The sequence below is a fragment of the uncultured Pelagimonas sp. genome, assembly GCF_947498515.1.
GTDB lineage: Bacteria > Pseudomonadota > Alphaproteobacteria > Rhodobacterales > Rhodobacteraceae > Pelagimonas.
The window spans coordinates 445,874-469,540 of the sequence record NZ_CANMKO010000002.1; the positions used below are offsets into that span (position 1 = coordinate 445,874).

General features: G+C 57.1%; 25 protein-coding genes and 2 pseudogenes. 15 read left to right on the forward strand and 12 right to left on the reverse strand.

Annotation, left to right across the window (positions count from 1 at the left end; translation table 11 throughout):
* The first annotated feature begins 16 nt into the window (after positions 1-16).
* The 3 genes from Q1A43_RS05535 to Q1A43_RS05545 all read left to right on the forward strand — a co-directional run bounded on the left by Q1A43_RS05535 (position 17) and on the right by Q1A43_RS05545 (position 1,636).
* The gene (locus Q1A43_RS05535) at positions 17-475 is read left to right on the forward strand and encodes a hypothetical protein (RefSeq protein ID WP_299933264.1); all 459 of its coding nucleotides are present in this window, start codon (positions 17-19) and stop codon (positions 473-475) included.
* An 11-nt stretch (positions 476-486) separates the two neighbouring features.
* Positions 487-942 carry a hypothetical protein gene (locus Q1A43_RS05540; RefSeq protein ID WP_299933266.1) on the forward strand — a complete coding sequence of 152 codons (456 nt, stop codon included), beginning with the start codon at positions 487-489 and terminating at the stop codon, positions 940-942.
* Positions 943-1,459: 517 nt separating this feature from the next.
* Positions 1,460-1,636 (forward strand): hypothetical protein, encoded by a 177-nt coding sequence (locus Q1A43_RS05545; protein ID WP_299933269.1) that lies wholly within the window; start codon positions 1,460-1,462, stop codon positions 1,634-1,636.
* A gap of 52 nt (positions 1,637-1,688) precedes the next feature.
* On the opposite strand, the pseudogene Q1A43_RS05550 reads toward Q1A43_RS05545, so the two are convergent.
* Both Q1A43_RS05550 and Q1A43_RS05555 read right to left on the reverse strand, forming a co-directional pair.
* Positions 1,689-1,790 (reverse strand): annotated as a pseudogene (locus Q1A43_RS05550) (IS5/IS1182 family transposase); the annotation flags it as partial.
* A gap of 197 nt (positions 1,791-1,987) precedes the next feature.
* Positions 1,988-3,328, reverse strand: a pseudogene (locus Q1A43_RS05555) (IS5/IS1182 family transposase).
* Between the two features lie 150 nt (positions 3,329-3,478).
* On the opposite strand from Q1A43_RS05555, the gene Q1A43_RS05560 reads away from it, so the two are divergent.
* Both Q1A43_RS05560 and Q1A43_RS05565 read left to right on the forward strand, forming a co-directional pair.
* Positions 3,479-3,916 (forward strand): hypothetical protein, encoded by a 438-nt coding sequence (locus tag Q1A43_RS05560; protein ID WP_299933271.1) that lies wholly within the window; start codon positions 3,479-3,481, stop codon positions 3,914-3,916.
* 59 nt (positions 3,917-3,975) lie between these two features.
* Positions 3,976-4,833, forward strand: coding sequence for a 1-acyl-sn-glycerol-3-phosphate acyltransferase (locus Q1A43_RS05565; protein WP_299933273.1), 858 nt, complete (start codon positions 3,976-3,978; stop codon positions 4,831-4,833).
* 23 nt (positions 4,834-4,856) lie between these two features.
* Here the strand turns inward: Q1A43_RS05565 and Q1A43_RS05570 are convergent, their stop codons facing one another.
* Entirely contained in the window at positions 4,857-5,567 is a 711-nt protein-coding gene (locus Q1A43_RS05570) for a transglycosylase SLT domain-containing protein (protein WP_299933275.1), read from the reverse strand.
* A 382-nt stretch (positions 5,568-5,949) separates the two neighbouring features.
* Here Q1A43_RS05570 and Q1A43_RS05575 point away from each other — a divergent pair, with 382 nt between their 5' ends.
* Both Q1A43_RS05575 and gatB read left to right on the forward strand, forming a co-directional pair.
* Positions 5,950-7,119: a hypothetical protein gene (locus tag Q1A43_RS05575; RefSeq protein ID WP_299929120.1), complete on the forward strand. Its 1,170-nt coding sequence runs from the start codon at positions 5,950-5,952 to the stop codon at positions 7,117-7,119.
* Positions 7,120-7,214: 95 nt separating this feature from the next.
* Entirely contained in the window at positions 7,215-8,729 is a 1,515-nt protein-coding gene (gatB, locus tag Q1A43_RS05580) for an Asp-tRNA(Asn)/Glu-tRNA(Gln) amidotransferase subunit GatB (protein ID WP_299933277.1), read from the forward strand.
* Positions 8,730-9,043: 314 nt separating this feature from the next.
* Here gatB and Q1A43_RS05585 read toward each other — a convergent pair whose 3' ends face one another.
* From Q1A43_RS05585 to Q1A43_RS05595, 3 genes are all read right to left on the reverse strand, one after another.
* A complete protein-coding gene (locus Q1A43_RS05585) occupies positions 9,044-9,475 on the reverse strand; it encodes a YqaA family protein (protein ID WP_299933279.1) in 432 nt (143 codons plus the stop codon).
* Positions 9,476-9,734: 259 nt separating this feature from the next.
* Complete coding sequence (locus Q1A43_RS05590; RefSeq protein WP_299933281.1) at positions 9,735-10,232, reverse strand: hypothetical protein; 498 nt, start codon at positions 10,230-10,232, stop codon at positions 9,735-9,737.
* Between the two features lie 61 nt (positions 10,233-10,293).
* The gene (locus Q1A43_RS05595; protein WP_299933283.1) at positions 10,294-10,722 is read right to left on the reverse strand and encodes a MarR family winged helix-turn-helix transcriptional regulator; all 429 of its coding nucleotides are present in this window, start codon (positions 10,720-10,722) and stop codon (positions 10,294-10,296) included.
* A gap of 453 nt (positions 10,723-11,175) precedes the next feature.
* Between Q1A43_RS05595 and Q1A43_RS05600 the strand changes: the two genes are divergently transcribed.
* Positions 11,176-12,576: a DUF3179 domain-containing (seleno)protein gene (locus tag Q1A43_RS05600; protein ID WP_299933285.1), complete on the forward strand. Its 1,401-nt coding sequence runs from the start codon at positions 11,176-11,178 to the stop codon at positions 12,574-12,576.
* On the opposite strand, the gene Q1A43_RS05605 is transcribed toward Q1A43_RS05600, so the two are convergent.
* Complete coding sequence (locus Q1A43_RS05605; RefSeq protein ID WP_366944237.1) at positions 12,573-12,800, reverse strand: BolA family protein; 228 nt, start codon at positions 12,798-12,800, stop codon at positions 12,573-12,575. The two genes, Q1A43_RS05600 and Q1A43_RS05605, sit on opposite strands and share 4 nt — an antisense overlap.
* Before the next feature lie 105 nt (positions 12,801-12,905).
* Between Q1A43_RS05605 and Q1A43_RS05610 the strand changes: the two genes are divergently transcribed.
* Positions 12,906-13,529, forward strand: coding sequence for a J domain-containing protein (locus Q1A43_RS05610; RefSeq protein ID WP_299929140.1), 624 nt, complete (start codon positions 12,906-12,908; stop codon positions 13,527-13,529).
* A gap of 283 nt (positions 13,530-13,812) precedes the next feature.
* Here the strand turns inward: Q1A43_RS05610 and msrB are convergent, their stop codons facing one another.
* Positions 13,813-14,265, reverse strand: a complete 453-nt coding sequence (gene msrB, locus Q1A43_RS05615; protein WP_299933288.1) for a peptide-methionine (R)-S-oxide reductase MsrB — start codon at positions 14,263-14,265, stop codon at positions 13,813-13,815.
* A gap of 165 nt (positions 14,266-14,430) precedes the next feature.
* Here msrB and Q1A43_RS05620 point away from each other — a divergent pair, with 165 nt between their 5' ends.
* The 3 genes from Q1A43_RS05620 to Q1A43_RS05630 all read left to right on the forward strand — a co-directional run bounded on the left by Q1A43_RS05620 (position 14,431) and on the right by Q1A43_RS05630 (position 16,824).
* On the forward strand, positions 14,431-15,132 hold the full coding sequence (locus Q1A43_RS05620; protein ID WP_299933290.1) for a glutathione S-transferase family protein: 702 nt from the start codon (positions 14,431-14,433) through the stop codon (positions 15,130-15,132).
* 116 nt (positions 15,133-15,248) lie between these two features.
* On the forward strand, positions 15,249-16,622 hold the full coding sequence (locus Q1A43_RS05625; RefSeq protein ID WP_299933292.1) for an L-serine ammonia-lyase: 1,374 nt from the start codon (positions 15,249-15,251) through the stop codon (positions 16,620-16,622).
* Entirely contained in the window at positions 16,606-16,824 is a 219-nt protein-coding gene (locus Q1A43_RS05630) for a hypothetical protein (RefSeq protein WP_299933294.1), read from the forward strand. The genes Q1A43_RS05625 and Q1A43_RS05630 overlap by 17 nt, the downstream gene beginning before the upstream one ends.
* Here Q1A43_RS05630 and Q1A43_RS05635 read toward each other — a convergent pair.
* Both Q1A43_RS05635 and Q1A43_RS05640 read right to left on the reverse strand, forming a co-directional pair.
* Complete coding sequence (locus tag Q1A43_RS05635; RefSeq protein WP_299929157.1) at positions 16,821-17,381, reverse strand: helix-turn-helix transcriptional regulator; 561 nt, start codon at positions 17,379-17,381, stop codon at positions 16,821-16,823. The genes Q1A43_RS05630 and Q1A43_RS05635 overlap by 4 nt on opposite strands.
* A 117-nt stretch (positions 17,382-17,498) precedes the next feature.
* On the reverse strand, positions 17,499-18,143 hold the full coding sequence (locus Q1A43_RS05640; protein ID WP_299933296.1) for a TetR/AcrR family transcriptional regulator: 645 nt from the start codon (positions 18,141-18,143) through the stop codon (positions 17,499-17,501).
* 82 nt (positions 18,144-18,225) lie between these two features.
* Here Q1A43_RS05640 and Q1A43_RS05645 point away from each other — a divergent pair, with 82 nt between their 5' ends.
* The 3 genes from Q1A43_RS05645 to Q1A43_RS05655 are packed head-to-tail and all read left to right on the forward strand — an operon-like array spanning position 18,226 to position 21,599.
* Positions 18,226-19,899 carry an FAD-binding dehydrogenase gene (locus Q1A43_RS05645; protein WP_299933298.1) on the forward strand — a complete coding sequence of 558 codons (1,674 nt, stop codon included), beginning with the start codon at positions 18,226-18,228 and terminating at the stop codon, positions 19,897-19,899.
* A gap of 21 nt (positions 19,900-19,920) precedes the next feature.
* Positions 19,921-20,793 (forward strand): bile acid:sodium symporter family protein, encoded by an 873-nt coding sequence (locus Q1A43_RS05650; protein WP_299933300.1) that lies wholly within the window; start codon positions 19,921-19,923, stop codon positions 20,791-20,793.
* Entirely contained in the window at positions 20,790-21,599 is an 810-nt protein-coding gene (locus tag Q1A43_RS05655; RefSeq protein ID WP_299933302.1) for an SDR family oxidoreductase, read from the forward strand. The genes Q1A43_RS05650 and Q1A43_RS05655 overlap by 4 nt, the downstream gene beginning before the upstream one ends.
* Positions 21,600-21,614: 15 nt before the next feature.
* Here Q1A43_RS05655 and Q1A43_RS05660 read toward each other — a convergent pair whose 3' ends face one another.
* Together Q1A43_RS05660 and Q1A43_RS05665 are read right to left on the reverse strand one after the other, a co-directional pair.
* Positions 21,615-23,057, reverse strand: a complete 1,443-nt coding sequence (locus Q1A43_RS05660) for a M20/M25/M40 family metallo-hydrolase (RefSeq protein WP_299933304.1) — start codon at positions 23,055-23,057, stop codon at positions 21,615-21,617.
* Between the two features lie 68 nt (positions 23,058-23,125).
* Positions 23,126-23,635 (reverse strand): DUF4442 domain-containing protein, encoded by a 510-nt coding sequence (locus tag Q1A43_RS05665; protein WP_299933306.1) that lies wholly within the window; start codon positions 23,633-23,635, stop codon positions 23,126-23,128.
* Positions 23,636-23,667 lie beyond the last annotated feature (32 nt).

The following is a 23,667-nucleotide window of genomic DNA, read 5'->3' on the forward strand; positions in this document are numbered from 1 at the left end:
TGTAAAATCTTAGCTATTGGATATCGCTTTTAATGGTGTTGGCAACCGTCTCACGGATATTGAGCCTATCCGCCTGTTTTCTTCCTTGTTCGTAGCCGGTTTCGACGCCCTCATCAGCGCCGGCACATTCTTGAGTACGCCCGTCGGCACCTTTGCAAACCGCGCTTCCAGTAGTGAGGATAGGGCGGCTGATGCACGTCCTCAACGGATTCCTTCCGAAACTCTTTCATATCTCGAGATTGCCAGAATTCAATCGTTTCTGTCACCGGCGGAAGCCACCGATTTTGACCATGTTCAGTTTCTAGCAAGCAGACCTTGGCGCAAGTGCAGCGAAATGGTGCTTTGTCCGCACACCCGACCTTCAGCACGTGAAATCATGGTTTTGACCCACCAAACTTGTCGGATGACTGCAGTGAGCCCAGAGCAGACAAAATTTGTGCTTTTGTCTAAAGATACATTTATTGTTGTTACTTAAGGAGAGACGAAATGGCAGCTTGGCAGTTTCCCGTTATGCTCATACCTGCCAAGGCGATGTTATCCGAGCCTCAACTTCGTCTTCAGGACTTCCTCACTGATGATGGTTGGGATGTAGTGGAATTGTGGAGCGAAGGTCCTAATGTAGCCAGAGCTGGGGCTGCTGTCAGCGAGTTTCTGGGGAATTCAACTAGCCTAAACGGTTGGGACCAAGCTTTCTACTGGGGGACACGCACTGGCAATGATGCCTCGCTTCATTTCGATGGAGCCAAAGTAGAGAACTTGAGCTTTCGGTTAGACATGCGTTCGTTCGATGAGGGCTTTGTTCGATCCATCGTTTCCATTGCGTTTAACCTTCAGTGCCACACCCTGATCATGGAACGCGGTATAGCTGTGGCACCCACAATTGATGGTCTCAAAAGGCAGGCTGAGAAGTCACGGGCAGCAAGATGCGCGGAGGTTAGTTAGGCTAACTCTTGAACGCCCGCTCCGTCCGCGCTGCCGTCATCTAGCCCAAATTTTCGCTGCAAGGCTCACCAATGACCGCTGTTCTCGCGGCGTTGCAGCGTTTTTTCCAGAACTGTCTGGCCGAGGCCCTGACTTTGCAAAGGTCGCAATCTGCGCTTCGCTGACATTGGCACGCTTCGGTGGCTCCGGGCTGGCCGCCCAGCCCTTTGAACGACCGGTGTCAGCCCGAAGCGGACCGACGTCGGTTGACCACGAACTCCCGACAAGCGGTCAAAATGTGTTTGCCTTGCCGTCCCCTGAGCGGGCATTCATTCCGAAAAAACCTTTTCAAGGGCCGAAGTCCAATGACATAGTGGAAAATCAGAAAATCGTCATCATCACAGGCGATTATCTCAAAAGCATTCCGCATTCTTTCTGCTTGTGTTGGCGTGCAAAGACAGGCTGATCTGGCGCGGAATGAAAGTTATCTAACATTTGGATACTTGTAGAGGTTATGAAAAAAAGACTTTCCCTAATCATGTTTGTTGTGGCCTGCTTTGGTATGTTGAGCTTTATTATCAAAGTAATTGTGGGATTTGATTTTGTTGACGAAAACGATTTCCCCGCCGAAATTCTCGCTTTGGCCGATATTGCGTTTGCCATTTTTGTGGCCCAAACAATGGTGTCGGCAGTATATGATTTTCTAACGAAATAACTGAACGCAAATTTTTGAAACATGGCTGGGCGCGCTTTTAAGCAGTATTAGGTCATGTTGACAAAAGGCGCACCCAGAGGCGGATGGAAGTGATGTCTGTGAAGCCCAGGAAGCTTTCGGCAATTTTGTCGTTGCATGTGGCGAAGCGGCGGGTCTTCAAACACTGCTCATCAAAGACGGCTTCTCACATTGCATCGCAGCGGTTGCTGGCCGCGCCCGAGACCGAAGTGCGGACTTTGCAAAGTGCACTATCTGCGCAAAACAGACTTACATGCATACCGAAAAATCCGCAAATTTTCAGACCAATAACGGCGAAAGGGGCGACCCAGACGGCGCACGGGCGCCTTTTAGTCAAGCCTTGTGCGGTTGCTGCGGTGCAAGAAATATCTTGGCCAGTTTGGGAAGAATTTGGCGGTGGCGGTAAGTCGGATATTCATCATTTGCACCGCATGCGCTGCCCGGTCGGGTCATGGTATGGGCATGATCCCGAGAGGGTCCATGTAGTCTGAGCTGCCCAAAACCGAGGATTCGATTGAGGTGGACGAAGAGTATCTCTACCTTCTTCCTGCCCCCTTCGAGATTGCATATTTCTTTGTCTTTGCAGTATCGAAGGCGACTTGGTGGGCGTCTTCATGTTCTTCGTCGAGGATTTTGCGCACATCGGAGTTCGGGCTGCATGGCATCCAGGGCGGGCATGCTTGGTAGGTGTGTTTGAGAGCCTCATAACTGGCGACACGCTTGCTGGTCGGCCCACCGGTCGGGTCCGAGGAATTGCGTCTGCATTGTTTGAGCAGCGCGCCTTTAGGACAGATGTATTGGGTTTTTTCGGGTATTCATTCGAAATCAGTGCGGCTCCAGCTGCTGGTCTTATGGCCCGCTTCGTCCAGCACCGGCTTACGGGGTGATGTCGCGGTCAACCAGCCAACCCAGCATTGGCCCAATCCCGTACGCGCTTTCTGCGACAAGCCGTTCAGGATCAATACCGTGCCGGTCCTTGATCCGATCCAACATGGTGTGCACCAAGCCCACTTCGGCCCGTCAGATTGTTCTGGTGTCTTCGACGTCCATTGCCCGTAAATGCATGTTTTCATGCTTGAACGGGGCGATGACGCTGTGGTTTGTATTGATCGGGGAATTGGTGGAGTAACAAAAGAATGCTGGCCCTTTGGGGACTGCGGCTGACTGGCTCGAAGGGCCTGAGCGAGATGTAAACTTGGGTTCCACATCCGATGCAGCTCCAAAAGCGGCATCGGCTAAAACACCCAAATACTCCATGACATCGCTTGGTGCACCCGCTGGATCAACAACGCTGCGATCCCAATTATCCTTTGGCGTGGAGTTTTGCTTTATCGCATCTGCTTCGATCAAACGGGCATTTGCGGCAAGGCTCTGCCCGCTCACCCATCCATTCGCAATGCACCTCGATACGGTTTTCTCGAACAAATGGCCCATCAGCTTGCTCTCCCGAAAGCGACCCTTTCGGCAGATCGTTGCGCAATGCCCTGCCGGGCGATGGATCAACAATTAGGGGGCGGCAGATGGGCGACCTTTGTGGCTGTCAAAGACCGCGTGGCACTGACACATGTCATTCAGATCGACGAACCGGTCAATCGGGCATAGCGGATAATCTTGCGGGACGTGCTCTTCCAAAGAGAACCCAATAAACAGCGCCACTGCTGCATTTTGCACCAAGGACTTGGAAGAGTTGAAAGCCGCAAATACAAAGTCATTGGTCGGGCAACGGGTACAATTGGGTTTCTGGTTTTCTATTGGCGGGCTGTTCGTTTAGGGTTCGCAGGCGGGCGCACCGCGTCCTAGTTTGACCAAAGAGACGACTTTGAAATGACCCCATCTCAGGTTCCCCCGCTTTTGCATCGCTCTCAAGCGCGCTCTTTTCGGGCGGCCTTGGTTTTGGCGGGGGTTTGGCTGGTGTTGTTGATCCTGTGGTCAGAGCTTGACGCGGCTCCTTGGATTATTGCGCTCTTGTTCCTCCCGTCCCTTCCGGCGGCTTATGAGTTTGCGGTCGACAAACAGGTTTGGTTTGAACTCACCGACAACTTGATGCGTTGGCAATCGGGGAACCGGCGGGGGGACATCGCGATCGACAAGGTTGAGGCCGTGCGCCTGAAAACCCGACTTGATCTTTCGGTACGGGTGCAGATTTTGGCCGGTGGCAAGCGTATCATTCTCCCTCAAGACTGCGTGCCGCCACATCAAGACTTGGAAAAGGCGCTGCAAGCGCGTGGCATTCAAGTGACCCGCCACCATTTCGGCATCTAGGCACCCCTGCCCCACCCTGTGTCATATGGCTGTCACCGAATCCTGCGATTTTTGCAGGCATGAAACATCGTATCGACCCGTTGATCCAAGATCGCGCGCCCTGGCTCTTTCAAAACCGTCCGGGCACCGCCCTAATGCGCGCCCTGTTGAACCGAATGTTGGGCTATGACCGCACTTTGCAGATTGGCGAAACGCTTCAGGATATGAGCGCCGATCACATCATGACCACCATGGGCAATCTGTTGGCGCGCAATGTTGAGACCACTGGATTGCGCCACCTGCCCGGCTATGGCCCGGCGCTGATTGTTGCCAACCATCCAACCGGCATTGCCGATGGCATCATCCTGAACCATGTGCTGCGTCAGGTGCGCCCCGACATTTATTACTATGCCAATCACGATATTCTGCGCGTTCTCCCCCAGATGGGCGAGGTGATCGCCCCAGTCGAATGGCGCAAGGAAAAGCGCAGCCATGCCAAGACCCGCGCCACCATGGCCTACACCCGTCACGCGGTGGATGCGGGACGGCTTGGAGTGATTTTTCCATCTGGGCGGCTCGCCAAAAGACGTGGGCTAAGCCTGCATGAAAGGCCTTGGATGGCCTCGGCGGCGATGATTGCCCGCAAGTTCGATCTGCCGGTGATCCCGGTGCATATTCAGGCGCGCAATTCGGCGATGTTCTATCTGTTTGATCGCATCCATCCAACCCTGCGTGACATCACCTTGTTCCATGAGACCCTGAACAAAGCCCGACAGCCCTATCAAATTACCATAGGTGAACCGATTTCAGCCTCGGCCCTTCCGGCGAAATCCGAGGACGGAATTGCGATGCTGCGCAGGGCAACCCTTGGGTTGGCGGGGCGCAAAGCCCCGGCTGTGTCTTTGGTCGATGCAACACGCCGCCCCAGCCGGACGTGATCCGGGGCGGAGACGCAAAAGGATTAGCCTTCACTGACCGCTTCAGGCTCAAAATTGATGGCCTCTAGCGCCGGGGGCATGTTTGGTCCAATCGGATCAAGAGGACGCATTTGCGGGCGTAATGGCTCTGGCCCAATGCCGTCTGGACGGGCCACAGGGCGCAGTGAACTGGACATCCCAACACAATAGTCTTGCTTGCGAGTCCAATCCTTCATGTCCTGACGCTTGCGTTTGGAATGAAACGGCCCCCAATCCGCCGCAACCCCGCGCCAGTTTTCACTGACAACGCCGTCGCGCGGAACCGTCACCGCCATGATCCGCATGGCGCAGGAGAGATTATCCTCTGGATCTTTAAGCGCCTGACCGCTGCGCGCCTTGCACTTATAGTGCCTTGCCGTGGCGGGTAGAATTTGGACCAGCCCATACCACAAGCCACCACCGCCAACCGCATGGGGGCGATGGGTGCTTTCGTGCCATGCGAGCGAGGACACGAGGCCAACCCAAAAATCTTCGCGCTGTTCGCGGCTCGCACTTGGATAGGCCGGGCAATAGGCGGCAATGTCACGCGGCACCATCTCGGGCAGAACCGAGGCATGGGTTCGCAGGCTGGTTTGGATGGCGCGAGTCCAGCTAGACCGCCCCCCCTTGGTTCCCCAGCGGGCATTTGGCAACGGACGAACCGCCCGCCGCGCCACAGGGCGCAGAGAGGCGGTTACAGCGAGCTTCGAGGGCACAGCAGCAACCCCGACCGCGGGCATCGGAGCAGATTCCAATGGAGCGGGACCAGGATTGGCAGTGGCTTGCGCCGCAAGAAGCGTGAAAAGTAGGGCAGCACGCAACATGGGCACGATACGTGCCGCAACTCAAAGATTCGCGCAAGACTTGTGGTCGTTCGTGAATTGGCAACATTGCGTTCTTGATCCCGCATCAAAGCCGCTGAATGACCGACACATCGCCCGCGACAAACCGCTTTGGTGCCCCGTTTTGGCCGCAAAGCCCCGGCAGATTAGAGCCTGTAACAAGGACCGACATGCTGCCACCATGCGAATTCTATCAGAAAAAATAGCCGCCTTCAGGGCGGGTCAGGGCCTCCTGTCTAACGACAATGAGAGCTCCATGCCAAATCCAACGACGCCGGCCACGGCCGAAGTTGCTCCGCTGCGCCCCCGCGTTGACATTCCGGTTTGCGATCCCGCACCAGATGCCAAAGCCCAGAAAAAAGCCTTTGAACGCGGTCAGTTCCTTGTTCGGCAGGACGCCTGCGACACCTTGGCAAAAGAGATACGCACCGCCGAGGAAAACCGCCAACTGACGCCCGGTTTGGCCTCTGTAACGCACATCATGGCCAAGGGCGCGCGCTCTGACATTCTGACCGCGATGCACGCCATGGTTAGCAAAGCGGAACCCAAAAAGGCGCAAGTCATTCTCGCCTCGCTAGAGGCCAGTTTCGAAGACTGCCCTGATGATCCGACCTTGGCCTATATTCTGGCCATGGCCCATGTTGATCTGGCCCAGCTTTGGCGCGGAGCGTCACGGGTTCGCGACCTTGCGCCGCAGCGTCGAGACGCCTTTGACACCCATATCCAGGCGGCGGCGGCATTGGCGGATCGATACGACCCGTTTGAACTTGATTCGCCACTTTGGGCAGAGGTGCGTTGCGCCGTCCTAGAAGCCGATCCGCGACCGGCACAGCGGGTGTCAGACGACTTCGAAGATCTGATTGATCTTGATCCCACCAATCCCTCACACCTTCTGGCCTTGGGGCGCGAGCTGTTGCCGCGCAATCATGGGACGCTGGAACTGCTAGATATTCAGGCACGCCGACAGGTTGCTCTGCTCAAAGATATCTGGGGGACAGGTGCCTACACTTGGGTGTTCATGGGGGCATTGCAGATCGACCCTTCGGCGTTTCGCCGCGTTGAGCCCGAACTCTTTGTCGAGGGGATGCATGACATTCTTGGCCGCCACCCGTCTCAGCATATGGCCAATGTTATGGCCGCATTCAGCGGGTTAACTATTGCAGCACCGAGCGAAGACAACAGTTCCCGCATGAGGCTAATGGATTGTTTCAGCTGGATTTTGCAAGACCATCTACGCGAATTGCATCCGCTTATCTGGGCTCTGGCTCCTGTTCCGGGCAAGCCAAATATGTGCCTTGGTGATGATGTCGATCTTGTCAAATTTGGCACAACACGCGCCATAGGCAGCATCGCCCAGCATTTTGCCCCGGCTCTGGACGCGGGTCGCCGCCTTGTCTTTACCCCAGACGGTCTGCAATTGCGCTAATCACAATGCGCCTGGCGTCTCCTTTCGCCTGCCTCTTGCCCCCTGCCCCGCCTTGGCGTATTCCCTGCCTCATTCCATGAGAGCCGAGGAACGCCATGCTGGACCTGACATTCGACACCCCAAAGCCCAAGGTCATTGCCGGGGCCAAGTATGACTGGGAATTGGTCATCGGGATGGAGGTGCATGCGCAGGTCTCCAGTCAGGCAAAACTCTTCTCCGGGGCCTCGACCAAATTCGGTTCTGAGCCGAACTCAAACGTGGCATTCGTTGACGCCGCCATGCCCGGCATGTTGCCCGTCATCAACGAATATTGCGTCGAACAAGCGGTGCGCACCGGGCTTGGCCTCAAGGCGGAAATCCACCTGAAATCGGCCTTTGACCGCAAGAACTATTTCTACCCGGATTTGCCGCAGGGATACCAAATTTCCCAGCTTTATCATCCGATTGTCGGCGAAGGCGAAGTCATCGTTGATATGGAACCGGGCATTGCACGCCGCGTCCGCATTGAACGCATTCACATCGAACAAGATGCGGGTAAATCGATCCATGACATGGATCCGCATATGTCCTTTGTTGACTTGAACCGCACCGGTGTTGCGCTGATGGAAATCGTCAGCCGCCCCGACATTCGCGGACCAGAGGAAGCGGCGGCCTATGTCGCCAAGATGCGCCAGATCCTGCGCTATCTCGGCACCTGTGATGGCAATATGCAAAACGGCAACCTGCGGGCGGACGTCAACGTGTCGATCTGCCGTCCAGGCCAGTTTGAGAAGTACATGGAAACGCAGGACTTTTCGCATCTGGGCACCCGCTGCGAAATCAAGAACATGAACTCCATGCGCTTTATCCAGCAGGCGATTATGGTTGAGGCGGAACGCCAAATCAAAATCGTTGAAGGCGGTGGTGAAGTTGATCAGGAAACCCGTTTGTACGATCCTGACAAGGGTGAAACACGCTCGATGCGCTCCAAGGAAGAAGCGCATGATTATCGCTATTTCCCCTGCCCCGATCTCTTGCCATTGGAGATCGAACAGGCGTGGGTTGACGATATTGCGGCTTCGCTCCCTGAGCTTCCAGATGAGAAAAAAGCTCGCTTTGTCAATGACTTCGGCCTATCCGAATATGACGCCTCGGTCCTAACCGCCGAAACCGTCAGCGCCGATTTCTTTGAGAAAGTTGTGGCCGGGTCCGGTGATGGCAAATTGTCCGCCAACTGGGTGATCAACGAGCTGTTTGGGCGTCTCAAGAAAGAAGATCACGACATCACGGATAGCCCGGTGAATCCTGAGCAACTCTCTGGTATCATTAAGCTAATCAAGTCCGACGCCATTTCTGGCAAGATCGCGAAAGACCTGTTTGAAATCGTCTATACCGAAGGCGGCGACCCCGAAGCCATCGTTGAAGAACGCGGGATGAAACAGGTGACCGACACCGGCGCGATTGAAACCGCGGTGGATGAGATCATTGCGGCCAACCCGGCGCAGGTCGAAAAAGCCAAGGCAAATCCGAAGCTTGCCGGTTGGTTTGTCGGTCAGGTCATGAAGGCCACCGGCGGCAAAGCCAACCCCAAGGCGGTCAACCAGATCGTTGCAGCCAAATTGGGTCTATAACCCAATTTGAGCGGCGATCCGGGGGCGAAAGCGCGCTTGTCGCGCAGGCCCACCCGGCGAAGCCCTTGCAAAAGCGCAAACCCAACGCCCGGTGCCGGTAACGGACCGGGCGCTTTTTGTGCAACGGGGCAAATGGTCCAAAACCACCCGCGTTTGGGGGAGATTGCCAAAGCGCAATTGCCCCCTCGGATCAGGTCGGCAAAAGCAATCTGTCCGATTCTAGGTCTGGTTGGGGGGGATTGCCCATATCCCGTCCGATGGATACGCCACCTAGGGGCAATAGCAGTTAAAACCGGTTAACAGGAGTTAACGCCCTATCCAAACCACGCCAAAGTCACCGCTGCGAGGACCAAATAACGACCGGCCTTGGCGATTGTGACCAACAGCAGAAACGACCAAAGCGGTTCGCGTAAGACTCCGGCCATCACCGTCAGCGGATCGCCGACAATAGGAAGCCAGCTTCCCAGCAAGGACCAACGCCCGTAGCGGTGATACCAACCCTGCGCGCGGATCAGTTGTTGGTCAGACGCGGGGAACCATTTGCGGTTCCGAAACCGAAGGGCAAAGCGGCCAAGGTACCAGTTGATCACCGAGCCAAGCACATTGCCGATGGTCGCCACCAAAACCAAAATCGCAGCAGGATGGTCGCCACCGATCAACAGCCCGACCAGTACAGCCTCGGACTGCATCGGCAAGATCGTGGCGGCAATCAACGCCGAGGCAAAGAGACCGAGATAGCCAATCATCGCCGCTCATCAGGGCAATGTGGCCCAGACAGGGCGCTTGGGAAATGAACAGGCATGGCGGCGGCCCCCTTGGTCAGATGCCTGCCCGTTTTGGGGATCACGCGCCAAGTTGCAAGCGGATATGCCGCCGGTGTGTCCGAGACACGGCACAAGGTGGTGCGATCGGGGATTTCGCCAGTGCGGTGGAAGATCAGGCTCTTATCACCGAAGGCGGCAAAAAGACCCTGATCAATTGCTGATTTGAGGCAGTTTTGACGAGTTAGGGTGCCGTCGGTTGGCCGAGGGTTGGAACCGGGCCACGCAGCAGGCGCGCCACCACCATAACATGGGTGATGAGCAGCAGCGGCACAAAGAAGGTCGGGACAAACCACATCGCACCCATATGCGTGATGGCTTCGGTCTGACGCAGGGCATTGGCCAGATCGGCGATGCCAACAAAGCTAAACAGCCAAACAAACCCGAGCTTAAATGGCCAGTTCAGGCGCAGCGCAACAATCGCCAACAACGCCAAAAGACCGGCGGCCAAATCTCCGTACCCGGCAGAATTTGCGAAACCAGCTGGCATTGACGGGCTGACCACGCCGGGGGCCTGAAAAGTCATGCCGATGTGGCGAAAGGTATGGGGCGCGATCAAGAGGATCAGCGCGGTGTCATAGGGTTTGTCACGCAGCCACGGCCGCAGATAACATGCAAAGAGCAGAGCAATCACAATGAGGCTAAGCCCCAGTTGCAAAAGGAAGATGTCGCGTATGTCCATTGGTTTGGTCCTTTGGTAATTTAGGTGTATATGCACCTATCGGGGTGAAAAAAGACGCGGTTCAGCGGGTGAGCGCGCCTAGGGTGGATTTCAGATCGTCCAGCTGTGCGGCCCCCAGCAGATCGGCGATCTCGTCCTGAGCCGATTGCCAAAGCGGCATGGCGAGATGCAGCTGCGCCCAGCCCTCGTCGGTCAGGGACACAAGGCGTTGGCGGCTGTCTTCGCCCGCGCCGCTTTGGACCCAAGTTTTGCGTTCCAGAACCTGAAGGTTGCGCGACAGGCCGGTGCGCTCAAGCGCCAATGCCTGGGCTAGATCGGACAATGGCAGCGGGCCAGTATTGGCCAGCGCCGCCAGAATGGTGAATTGCGGAGGCGTTATTCCGGCGGGTTTGAGATGCGTCTCGTAGGCTTGGGTGATGAGCCGAGCCGAGCTGCGCAGCAGGTTACACGAACAATCGAGCAAATGAGAATAGTCGCGTGTCTGGGTCATCTGGGCCTCGTTCAGCGGAGTGGGGATACAGTTAGGTGTATATGCACACAACTTCAAGAGCGCGGACAAATGAGATGTCATTGTCACAGCAATCCCCGACATTGACCCGGGGTAAGGAATCCCTGACTGATGCGATTTCTTCGAAAGCGTTAAGAAAGCGTTACCAAGGCTGAATAAGCTAACGGTGTCTCGGTATTGAGCGAGACGGTGACGTATAAGTGATTGTTCCAAGAGACCCTGCTGGGGGGATTTCATCCGTTTTGGTACCAGTTTGAGGGCGTGGCCGATTTCCGGCGCGTCCTCTTGTCCTTTCTATAGGTTGGCTTTTAAGACCCCTCACTTGATCCTAAAGGGATCGTGATTGGTGAGAGAGCGCATGCCCGCCCTATGCTTGCCCCAAGCCCGGTGTAGCCGTGATCGGCGGATCGGGACGTGTTTTGACAGGGGTGAATCATGCCGTTTCTCAACTATCCTCCGCTTGCCTTTGGCTTTCGTAGACTGATGGCTTTGGCCCTTGTCATGGGGGCGATGGCGGCTGTGAGTGCATCGACAACACCCGCGCAGGCTCAAAGCCCAACAAGCTATGCGGTGACGCAATTTGGCACACCGCCAATGGTGCCTGATGGCGCGCTTGATCCCAAACTCGAACGCGCGGTGCAGTTGGCTTTTGTCACCAGCATGACAGAGTCGGTTTGGGGACCCGAACAGGTTGCCGCATTGGAAACGGTCGCGACATCCGGCGACCCGCGGTTGGCGTGGATCATCAGCGACATGATGCGCTTTGTCACCAGCGGGGCCTTGAACCGCGACCTGACCGCAAGCGCCGCGCAGCTTTTGAAGATCAGCCCGCCGCGCAGCAATCAATGGGGGATCATTACCGATCATTTGATTGCATGGGATATTCCCGCGCCGCCAAATTACCTTGCCGCGAAACGCGCCATTTTCACCAGTGTCGTGCCGGGGTGGGGCAAGATTTTTGTCGAGGGAGATATTGATTGGCGCCATGTGTCTTGGGGCGGGGTCTTGATTGACGACCGGCGCTACAATCGCACCGATGAGCCGTGCAATTGCATCCCCGCCGCCGATAACCCCGAGGTGAGCAGCGCCGCCGACGCCACATGGCTAGACGATGATGACATCGTGTTTGGGGTCGAGGTGAACGGAGCCTTTCGCGCCTATCCGCGCCAGATCATGGAAGTGCGCGAAATGGTCAATGACACGCTCGGCGGGCGGAAATTGGGCATTCCTTATTGTACGTTATGCGGCGCGGCGCAGGCCTATTTCACCGATCGGCTGGCGCTTGGGATACGACGCCCGATTTTGCGCACCTCGGGTCTATTAATCCGGTCCAACAAGGTGATGTATGACGTGCGCTCAAAATCGGTGTTTGACACCTTTACGGGCAAGGCGGTCACCGGCCCCTTGGCGAAACGTAAATTGCAGCTGGAACAGGTGAGCGTGATCACCACCGATTGGGGCACTTGGAAAGCCGCGCATCCCGAGACCACGGTTTTGGTCGAAGCGCTGGCGCTGGGGAAGAACCATGATTTTCGCAATGGGCGCGACGCGGGGGGGCCGATCTTTCCGGTTGGCGATGTCGATCCGCGTCTGCCGGTGCACGAGGATGTGATCGGCGTGATCACCGCCAGCGGCACCCCGGTTGCCTTTCAACGCAGCAAAGCGTTTCTGGCGCTGAAACGGGGCCAAGAGATCAAGGTAGAAAATGTTCGGCTGGTTCTTGACGCCGGTGGGGTCAAAGCCGTCGGCCCAGACGGCAAAAACCTTGGCAGCCACCAGGCGTTTTGGTTCGCCTGGTCGCAGTTTCATCCCAAAACCAAATTATGGGCCGGTTAAACGTCGAGGTCCAAAGACAGAGCATGGATTGACGCCACCAGTTCAGCGCCCATGGCCTTGTGCACCATACGATGCCGGGCAATGCGCGATTTTCCGGCAAAATCCGGGCTGCGCAGGGTGACGTGGAAATGGCTTTCACCACTGCCGTCGTCGCCCGCATGGCCGTGATGTTTGGCGCTGTCATTTCGTACATCTAGGGTTGTAATCGACAGCGCGTCGCTCAACCGTTTGTGAATTTTCGCCGACTTGGACATTTTTGGCAAATCGCCCCCTGTAAAGTTACGCAGATTAGTCTAAACTCTGGCGTCCGAGTCGAGAAGAGGTGCCCGATGAGCAGAGATGATCCATTTGGTTTCGACATGTCCATTAAGTCCGCGAAGAAGAAAAACCCGCGCGGCCGGAAGGGCATGACAGGGGAACAAACCACATCTACGCGTGTATGTGAACATGACGGTTGCGAAGAGCCGGGCAAATTCCGTGCGCCAAAGGCGCCGGATGTGCTAGATGACTTTTACTGGTTTTGCAAAGACCACGTGCGTGAATACAACGCTAAGTGGAGCTTTTTCGACGGCAAGACCGAAGCAGAAATGAATGCGCAGGAGAGCTCGGACAAGGTTTGGGAGCGTAAAACCAAAGACTGGCGCGACCCCGAGGCCAAGGCCTGGGCGCGTTTGGGGATCGAAGACCCCCATCAGGTTTTGGGCGACAACGCCACGCGTAACCCCGGCAAAGCCGGTGGTGCGGGACGCAAATTGCCGCCAACCGAACGCAAGGCGATTGATATTCTTGAGGCCAAGGACACAATGACCAAGGCCGAAATCCGTAAGGCTTACAAGAAGTTGATCAAGGTTCTTCACCCGGACATGAACGGTGGGGACCGCAGCCAAGAAGACCAGTTACAAGAAGTGGTCTGGGCCTGGGATCAAATCAAAGACAGCCGCAGCTTTAAATAACGCATTTAAAATACAAGAAACGGCTCAGATTTTCTGGGCCGTTTTTTTGTTTGAAAAAAAAGGGTTAGTGCACCCATGTATCCCATTTTGCCTTCGATATTTTTCGGACTAGAATTTTTTTGTGGACACACACGCATTGGTTGCGTTACGTTATTTAGGTAACGCAACGTCACCCTATCCAATGATAGTTACAACCACTCACGGAAAACGGGTTCCGCGCATTACTGCGGAACCCGTTGCCGTTTGGCGTGACCAAACTGAGGGAAACAAAAGGGGTACTGCGCTAAGCCGCGACGAATTTCAGGCTTACCCCATTGATACAATGGCGTTTTCCGGTTGGGGCCGGCCCATCATCAAAGATGTGCCCTAAATGCGACCCACAGCGACGGCAATGACATTCGGTGCGCGCGCGGAACAATTTGCGATCCACCTTGGTAGCAATGGCATTGGGCATGGCGCGGGTGAAAGACGGCCAGCCGGTGCCGCTATCGAACTTGTCCTTGGAAGCATAAAGCGGCAGATCGCAGCCCCGGCACACAAAAGAGCCTGTGCGCTTTTCGTCATTTAGGGGAGAGGTAAAGGCGCGCTCGGTGCCTTCTCGGCGCATGACCTTGTATTCCAGATTGCTCAGCATGGCGCGCCATTCCGCATCGCTGCGCGTGATTTCGTAACCGGCCAATGACGGTGTCGCGAGGCAAGCAGCGGCGGCGGATAACAGAAAAGAACGTCTTTGCATGATGGGTCTCCTTACTCGTAAGATTGCCCGCGCCCCGCCCCTTTGGACAAGGGGCAGGCGCACACATTTGCGCGAGCGGCAGTTTGCGAGGCCGGTCGGCGTTTTTGGCCGATGGGGCGGCGCAATCGGGCAGCCACGGGCGCGCCAGCCGCCTATCGTGACCCCATGACAGACTACGTTTTGCACTACGCCCCGGACAATGCGTCGCTCATCGTGCGGCTGATTCTTGAGGAGATGGGCCAGCCCTATGACACCCGTCTGGTGGATCGTCGCACAGGTGCACAGCACGGTGCGGCCTATCGCAGATTAAACCCCGCCGGGCATATTCCGGCGCTTGAAACACCCGATGGGCCAATTTCGGAGACCGGGGCGATTGTTCTTTGGCTCGCCGATCGGCATGGGAATATGGCCCCAGCCTCGACGGACCCGGCGCGCGGCGCCTTCTTGAAGTGGCTGTTTTTCTTGTCAAATACGCTTCAGGCCGGGCTACGGATGACGTTTTACCCGGACAAATACATCGGGGATGATGCCGCGGGTCAAGCCGCTTTGCGGCAGCACATGTTTGGGGAGCTGACCGCTCATCTGCGGCTTTTGGAGCAGGAAGCCAAGAGCGGGCATGTTTGGTTTGGCGGTGCGTCGGTCTCGGTATTTGACTATTATCTGGCCTGCTGCCTCCGTTGGTTTGCACTATATCCGGAGCCGAAATCCGGGTGGTTTTCTCTGGCGGATTATCCAGAGTTGCACAGATTGGTCGTGCGATTGGAAGGCCAACCGGCGGTGAAGGCGGCGCAACAGGCCGAGGGGTTGGGGCCGTGCCCGTTCAGCGCCCCGGTATTGGCCCGCCCCCCAGAAGGCAGCGCCCTTTAAGGGACCGCATTTCCCCCAAACAGGGGAGTTTCCAATAGGAGAAAAGTTTACTATAGGAAACTTGCCCTCGCGAAGCACACTTACACACACACTCACTCGACATCTCTGGAGCGCACATGTTTCTATCGGTTTTTGATATGTTTAAGGTCGGCGTCGGGCCATCTTCATCCCATACGATGGGGCCAATGGTGGCCGGGGCGCTGTTTTTGGACGCTCTGCGCGCCGCGCCATTTCGGGCGCATGGATTGCGGGCATCGCTGCATGGATCATTGGCCTTTACCGGGGTTGGCCATGCCACCGATCGCGCCACGGTGTTGGGATTGGCCGGATTTGCCCCGGCGGATTACGATTTTGACAAGGCCGAGGCGGCTTTGGCGGCGATACGGGACAGTGGACAGGTCACGCCCGAGGGGTTGGAGCCGTTGCGGTTTGATCCCAAGGTTGATCTGGTCTTTGACTTTGGCCCGGCCCTGTCTGGTCATGCCAATGGTATGATCTTGATGGCGACGGATGCGCAGGGTGATGTCATCTTGCAAGAGACCTATTATTCGATTGGTGGCGGGTTTGTGTTGACCGAAGGTGAGCTTGCCTCGGGCGAGGATGTCGATCACGGCACGCCGGTCCCCTACCCATTTCAGAGCGGAGCCGAGATGCTCGATATGGCGGCGGCGTCTGGCAAAACAATTGCCCAGATGAAACGCGCCAATGAGATATCGCGCGGCTGTTCGGAGAGTTTGGACAAAGGCGTCGCGCGGATCTGGGAGGTGATGAACGCCTGCATTGATCGTGGGTTAGAACGTGAGGGGATTTTGCCCGGTGGCTTGAATGTCAAACGCCGCGCGCCGGGGATTTTGGCCCAGCTTGAGGCCGAGCGTGGCATGAATTTGACCGCCCCGCATACGATCAACGATTGGATGAGCACCTACGCCATGGCGGTCAACGAGGAAAACGCCGCCGGTGGTCAGGTTGTGACCGCGCCGACCAACGGCGCGGCGGGGGTTGTGCCCGCGGTCATTCGCTATTGGCTTGATTTTGTGCCCGGCGCGGTTGGGTCCAAGGTGCCGGAATTCTTGCTCACGGCGGCGGCGATTGGCGGTTTGGTGAAATACAACGCGTCGATTTCGGGGGCCGAGGCCGGATGTCAGGCCGAAGTCGGCAGCGCATCAGCCATGGCGGCGGCGGGGCTTTGTGCGGTGATGGGGGGCAGCGCCAAGCAGGTTGAGAATGCGGCAGAAATTGCGCTGGAGCATCATTTGGGCATGACCTGTGATCCGGTGAAAGGGTTGGTGCAGGTGCCTTGTATCGAACGCAACGGATTGGGCGCGATCAAAGCAGTCTCGGCGGCATCCCTTGCCTTGCGCGGGGATGGTGACCATTTGGTGCCCTTAGATGCGGTGATCGAAACCATGCGCCAGACCGGGCATGACATGCATGAGAAATACAAAGAGACGTCGTTGGGTGGATTGGCGGTCAATGTGCCAAACTGTTGATGTGCCTACGGCACCGGTGTTGCGCCTGCGGCGGGCGGGTGGCGGTTTTTCGATGAAAAACCGCGATGAGGGGCCAGCCCCTCTTGGCCCGATGGGCCAATTCACCCCGGAGTTTAATTGGCGAAATGAAATCTGGACCGCTTTGGGGGGGCGTGACGCGCCGGAGTGGCGCCAAGGCGGGTGGAAAACCGGTTTGAATTAGCCCGACAAGCGGCAAATCATGAATTTGCACCCCTGTCCTTTGGCGGTGACAAGGCGCAAAGCCCCCGCTTGACGAAAGCGCAGGGCGTCGCCCGGACCCAAACTATAGGTGTTGTTGCCCTGATCGGCGTGCATATAGCCCGAAATCACAATGAGATGGACCTCTTGCCCTTCAAGGTCATCACCGTCTTGGGTGATTTCGCTACCGGGCGGAAGACGACATTCCTCGATTTCACCGGCCAAGGCGGCGGCACCGGGGGACACGATACGGCGGGCATAACCCGTGTCGCCATCGCGCCAGATGGCTTGGTCATCGCGTTCAATGTGGGCTGGAAAGCTGGCCTCGGTCATCGCGAGCAGGCGTGACAGGCTCATGCTATGGGCGGCCGCAAGTTTATCCAGCACATCGGCAGATGGGCTGACTTCGGCATTTTCAAGCCGCGACAAGGCGGCACGACTGACGCCACTTGCGCCCGCTAACTGGTCCAAGGTCCAACCCTTGTCGGCGCGCAACCGTGACAGCCGGTCTGCGAGCCTGACGGTGAGGTCGCTCTTCATTACTATCCCCCCGGGAATCTATCCCGTCTAAGGGACTAGAAACCAAATACCGAGGAAACGCAAGGTAAGCCTAGAATTTCGCACGCAGAAACAGCGCGGCGTTTTGATGCCCCAGCCTTACTGCTTTGACGCAGCGAGGACGACGGGGATGAATTCGGAGAGCAGTGAGGGCGTATCCGCCAAAGACGAATCCAGACCAATTTGGGTCAATTCACCCTCGTGGAGAGCGATGATGAACCGGCAAAGACGGTCAAGTTTTGTAGGATCATCGATCAAATCCGGACGCAACCCGGTGAGGATTTGCGCCAGCCGCGCGCGGCTTTCGGTGCGCGATGTCAACAATTGCGCCCGCGCCTCTGGGTTGCGCAAGGCGTGGATGATGAACTCTTTGTTGAGGATGTCCCAGCGCAGCTCATCCGCGTCAGGACGTGCCAAAAGCTCGGTCAATTTGGCCAGCGGATCAGAGGCGTTTTGCGCGGCTTGCGCGATCTCGGACATACGTGCCCAGAGCCGATCGGTTCGCCGGTCATAAAGCGCAAAGAACAGCGCATCTTTGTCGACGAAATTCGAATAAAACGCCCCGCGCGAAAACCCGGCCTTTTTGCAGATCAGATCAATCGAGGCCCCGGCAAAGCCCTTTTCGGCAAAGGCCAGCGCCGCGCCGTCGATCAACCGATCACGCACTTCGTCACGCTTGGGACGGCGTTGGCGGGCCGGGTCGCCGTCGGGATTCGAGATGACGTCGCGTCGGGAAAGATTCATCCGTTGCCTCACTTTGATTTCGATACAATAGTGTATCGAATACGAAATTGCATGCAGGTTTTGCGCTTTAGGCGGGGGATAGATGAACCAAGAGGCGGACGCCATTGTCATTGGGGCCGGATTGGCCGGGCTTGTCGCCGCAACCGAAGCGGCGGCGGCCGGGTTGCGGGTTGTTGTCCTTGACCAAGAAAGCGAGGCCAATCTTGGCGGTCAGGCGTTTTGGAGCCTTGGCGGATTGTACATGGTTGATACCCCTGAGCAGCGTCGGTTGGGGGTGAAAGACAGTTTTGATCTGGCCTGGGCCGATTGGCAGGGCAGCGCCGGGTTTGATCGCGATGAGGATTATTGGCCGCAAAAATGGGCGCGGGCCTATGTGGAATTTGCCGCCGGGGAAAAGCGGGACTGGCTGCGCGGCTTCGGGCTCAAGCTGTTTCCGATTGTCGGCTGGGCGGAACGCGGTGGCATTGATGCCTCGAGCCACGGCAATTCGGTGCCGCGGTTTCACATCACTTGGGGCACCGGCCCCGGTGTTGTTGAGGTGTTTGAAAAGCGCGCGCGGGCCATGGTGGCCGAGGGTAAGATTACCTTTAAGTTTCGCCACCAAGTGGATGATCTAATTGTTGAAAACGGGTCATGCGTTGGGGTGATCGGGTCCCGTCTAGCCAAGGATGATGCGCCACGCGGGGCCCCGAGCAACCGGGATGTGACCGGGACCTTTGAGATGCGCGCCGGGGCGGTGATTGTCTGTTCGGGCGGGATTGGCGGCAACCTTGATCTGGTCAGGGCGAGTTGGCCCAAGCGCCTCGGCAAAGCGCCTGAACATATGATCAAAGGGGTGCCCGCCCATGTCGACGGTCGTATGATCGGTATTTCGGAGCAGGCCGGGGCCAACACCATCAACAAGGACCGCATGTGGCATTACGTCGAAGGGGTGCGCAATTGGAATCCGATTTGGCCCGACCACGCCATTCGCATTTTGCCGGGGCCAAGTTCGATGTGGTTTGACGCGACGGGCAAGCGTATGAAAGCACCAAATTATCCCGGATATGATAGTTTGGGTGCCCTGCACGACATCATGGAAACCGGGTATGATTACACGTGGTTTGTGCTTACCCAGAGCATCATCAAAAAGGAATTCGCGCTTAGCGGATCAGAGCAAAACCCCGATCTTACGGGGCGGGATTGGAAAATGGTACTGGGCCGCGCCTTTGGCCCCAAAGCCACCGGTCCAGTTGAGGCGTTCAAGGAATATGGCGACGATTTTGCCGTGGCGGAGACGTTGGACGACTTGGTTGGCAAGATGAATGGCATTGCCGGGAACGAGATGTTGCAAGTCGATGACCTGCGCCGTCAGATCGCGGACAGAGATCGCCAGATCGACAATAAGTTCACCAAAGATCAGCAAGTTATGGGTCTTCGGACCTTTCGAAATTACATCGGTGACAAGCTGATCCGCACCGCGAAACCACATAAGATTTTGGACCCAAAACACGGGCCGTTGATTGCGGTCAAGCTCAACATCCTGACCCGCAAAACCCTTGGCGGGATCGAAACCGATCTGGGTGGGCGTTGTTTCCGCCGTGCTGAGGGGCGCGGCGCCGAGGTGATGCCGGGGCTTTATGCGGCGGGCGAAGTCTCGGGCTTTGGCGGCGGCGGCTATCACGGCTATCGCGCACTTGAAGGAACGTTTTTGGGCGGCTGTATCTTTTCGGGGCGTCAGGCCGGGCGCGCCGCGGCCGCGGATTTAGAGAGTTAACGAGGTAAGGGAGACGACACCATGGATATCATGAGCATTTTACCAGACGTGCTATTGGTCGCTTTGGCCTTGGTGATGTTGGGCCTTGGGCTGGAACTGACCCTGCGGGATTTTGCCCGCGTCACCCAACACAAAGGCGCGGTGATTTTGGCGCTGGTCTTGCAAGTCATCCTATTGCCGATCGCGTGTTTGTTGATCGTCTACGGCTTTGCCCTTCCGGCGGCCTTTGCGGTGGGGATGATGATCTTGGCGGCCTCGCCCGGCGGGGTCACGGCCAATCTTTTCAGCCACTTATACGGCGGCAAGGTGGCGATGAACATCTCGCTAACCGCCATCAACACGGTTTTGGCGATTGTCACGCTCCCCTTGATCTCCAACATCGCCATCGCGATTTTCGCGCCCGAAGGATCGGATGGCGCGGTGGTACCGCTGCAATTTGGCAAGGTCGCGCAGGTGGTTGCGGTGGTCTTGGTGCCGGTCTCGATTGGCATGGTAACTCGTCGGTTTGCCCCCGCCCTCGCCACGCGCGCCCAAAAACCTTTCAAGGTTTTTTCTGCGCTGGTGCTGGCCGGGTTCGCCTTGATCGCCATTGTATCGGAACGTCAGGCTTTGGCCGATAGTTTCGCCACGCTTGGCCCGGCGGTGATTGTCTTTAACTTGGTGAGCCTCTTGGCGGGCTATCACATTTCGCGAATGCGCGGATTGGACGAAGGCTCCGCCCGCGCCATCAGCTTTGAGATTGGCATCCATAACTCGACCCTCGCGCTCTATATCGCGCTCTCAGTGCTTGGGAACTTCCAAATCGCCCTGCCCGCCGCGCTTTATTCCGTTTCGATGTATGTCACAGCGGTGCTGTTCGGGCTTTGGTTAACGCGCAAAGACAAGGCGCAATGAAGGTTATCATTCTCACCGGGGCCTCCGAAGGGATTGGGGCCGAGCTTGCCCGCCAGATCGCAACCCGTGACGAGGGGCGCGTGGCTGTGGTTCTGGCGGCGCGGCGGCGGGCGGCGCTTGAAACTGTTGCAGCGGAGATGCGCGCGAAGGGGACGCGCGTGGAGATCATTCCGACCGATGTAACGGATCGCGCTGCCTGCCGCCATTTGATCGATGAAACCATGGCGCGGCTTGGGCGCATTGATGTGTTGATCAACAATGCCGGCATGTCCGCCCATGCCAATTTTGAGACCATCAATGACGATGATCTTGCATGGTACGAGCGCCTGATGGTGGTCAATTACTGGTCGGTTGTCTGGCTGACCAAAGCCGCCCTGCCCCATTTGCTGGCCAGCAAAGGACAGGTGGTTGGGGTGAGTTCGCTGGCGGGTTTGGTTGGGGTGCCCGGCCGCACCGCCTATTGTAGCACCAAATTTGCCATGAACGGATTTCTGGAGGCCCTGCGCGCCGAACTTGGCCACAAGGGCTTGCGCGTGACCTTGGCTTATCCCGGCACCGTCGACACCAATATTCGCAAACAAGGGTTCGCGCAGGGCGGTACGGCGCCCGGCGTGTCGATGCTCAAAGACGACAAGGCCATGCCAGTCGAGACCTGCGCGCGCCTGATCCTCGCGGGTATGACGCGCAACAAGCGCGAGGTTGTGATGACGCGCAAGGCCCGTTTGGGGCGTTGGTTGCGCCTGATCGCTCCGGGTGTGGTCGACCGGATGGCAATGAAAGAGATCAAGGACGGTTTCCGCCCTTGATGCCTTTGGCCGGTCTTATTGCTTGCTCAGCAGGGCCCCATAGAAATTCATCCCCGCCTCAAGGTTTTCAATCGACAGGCGTTCGTCGATGCCATGAAACCGGGCGATATCATCATTGGTGACCTTGAACGGATTGATCCGAAAGGCGTTTTTCGCCGCCAGCGCATAGTGGCGCGCATCGGTTGCGGCGATGGTCAGACCGGGCACCGTGGCCAGAGGGCCAAAGGCTTGGGTGATCGCGGTTTTAATTTGCGTATAGCCTGCGCTGGCCTCATCGGCGACCGGCGAGGGGTTTGACGAAAACTGACGATCGACAACAATCTCGACCTCGGGGTCGTCGATGGTTTCGGTCACATGGGCGATGACACTGTCGATGGTGTCGCGCGGGTGAATGCGGAAATTGATCACCGCCGAAGCTTCGGCGGCAAGCACGTTTTCCTTGTTTGAACCGGCCAACATCGTTGGCGCGGTGGTGGTGCGCAGCATGGCGTTGGTGGTGGCGGCGTCCGACAAGACAACGTTCAGAAGCGGTGAAAACAGCCATGTATTGGCAAACAGCACACGTTTTTCGAGGCTGAAATGACGGCCCAGATTGTCAAAAAACGCGCCCGAAACATCGCTCAGCCCACCGGGAACCGGCGTGGTTTGCAGCGCATCCACCGCCCGCGCAATGCGGCCAACGGCGGTGACACGAGGCGGCAAGGCCGAATGCCCTCCGGGCGAGCGCGCCACGAGTTTAACGGTGACATAGCCCTTTTCCGCGAGGTTGATGCTTGCCACCGGAACGTCGAGACCGGGGATCACATCTTGGAGAACAAAGGAGCCTTCGTCCAGCGCCCAGTCCAAGGTGATACCCTGTGCTATCAGGAGGTTGGCCACCGTCAAGGCCCCGTCGCCGCCGATTTCCTCATCGCCGCCAAAGGACAGGTAAACGGTGCGCTTGGGGGTAAAGCCAGTGGCCAAAAGATGTTCGACCGTGGCCATGATGGCAATCAGCGCCCCCTTATCATCCAGCGTACCACGCCCCCAAACATAGCCATCGGCAATTTCGCCGGAAAAGGGCGTATAGCTCCAACGATCAAGCGAGCCAAAGGAGATCGGCACAACGTCGGAATGAGCGGCAAGCAGAACCGGCGCGAGGGAGGGATCGGTGCCCTCCCACTTGTAAAGCTGGGTGTTATTGGCAAGGGGTTCAAGCGTCAACTTATTGGCGATAAGCGGAAATTCGGATTTCAGCAGCGCCAGAAACCCATCAAATTCCTCTTGATGGCTGCCATTGGCGATGGTCTTGAATTGCACCGCTTTGGAGAGCGATTGGGCGGCGGCGTCAATGTCGGCCCCAAGGACATAGGGCGCGGCGCTTTGCGATGCTTGCGGCGTGAACTGCCACGTGTTGTAGCCGATCACCCCGGTCAAAAGTGCCAAACCGGCCCCGGCCCCCATCAAGATTTTGCGCATGTTCCCCCCAAGACATCTGTTTTGGTCAGCTTAAAAAGATCGCCCCAAGGTGCCAGCAAGACCTCGCGTCAGTCGCGGTTTTTGGGGAACCACGCCATGGTGATGTCGGTGGCAATCGGGTGTTCACCGCTGCTATCGGTGAGTTCAATCGACACAGTGACCTCGCCTTTTTCTTGTTCCATCGCTGGGCGGAGTTTTTCTTCGGGGAGGGTTGCAACCGCGCGAATGTCGCCGCGGATCGGTTTGTGAAGCTCGGCCGACATGCTGCGCACCACAACCACCGCCCCCTTTGGCACCCAATGGGCAAGCAGGATACCAGCGGCAAATTCACCGGGCATTTGGCAGACGACGCCATGAATTCCGCCAACATGATTGCGGAATTTTCGGCGGTTTTTCAGGGTCATCTCAACGCGGGTCGGGTTCAAAACGCGGGTGCGAATACCGACGGTGGCAAAGGCGCGGATCAGGCGACCAAAAATAACGTCAAAGGCGCGCAGACGCAGCGGTTCGGGCAAGAAAGCAATACGGGCGAGCACGCCGTTGAGCTGATTTTTCGGCAATTCTAATGTGGTCGGCATGTTTGGTCCCTGCGCTTTACGTTGCACATGGG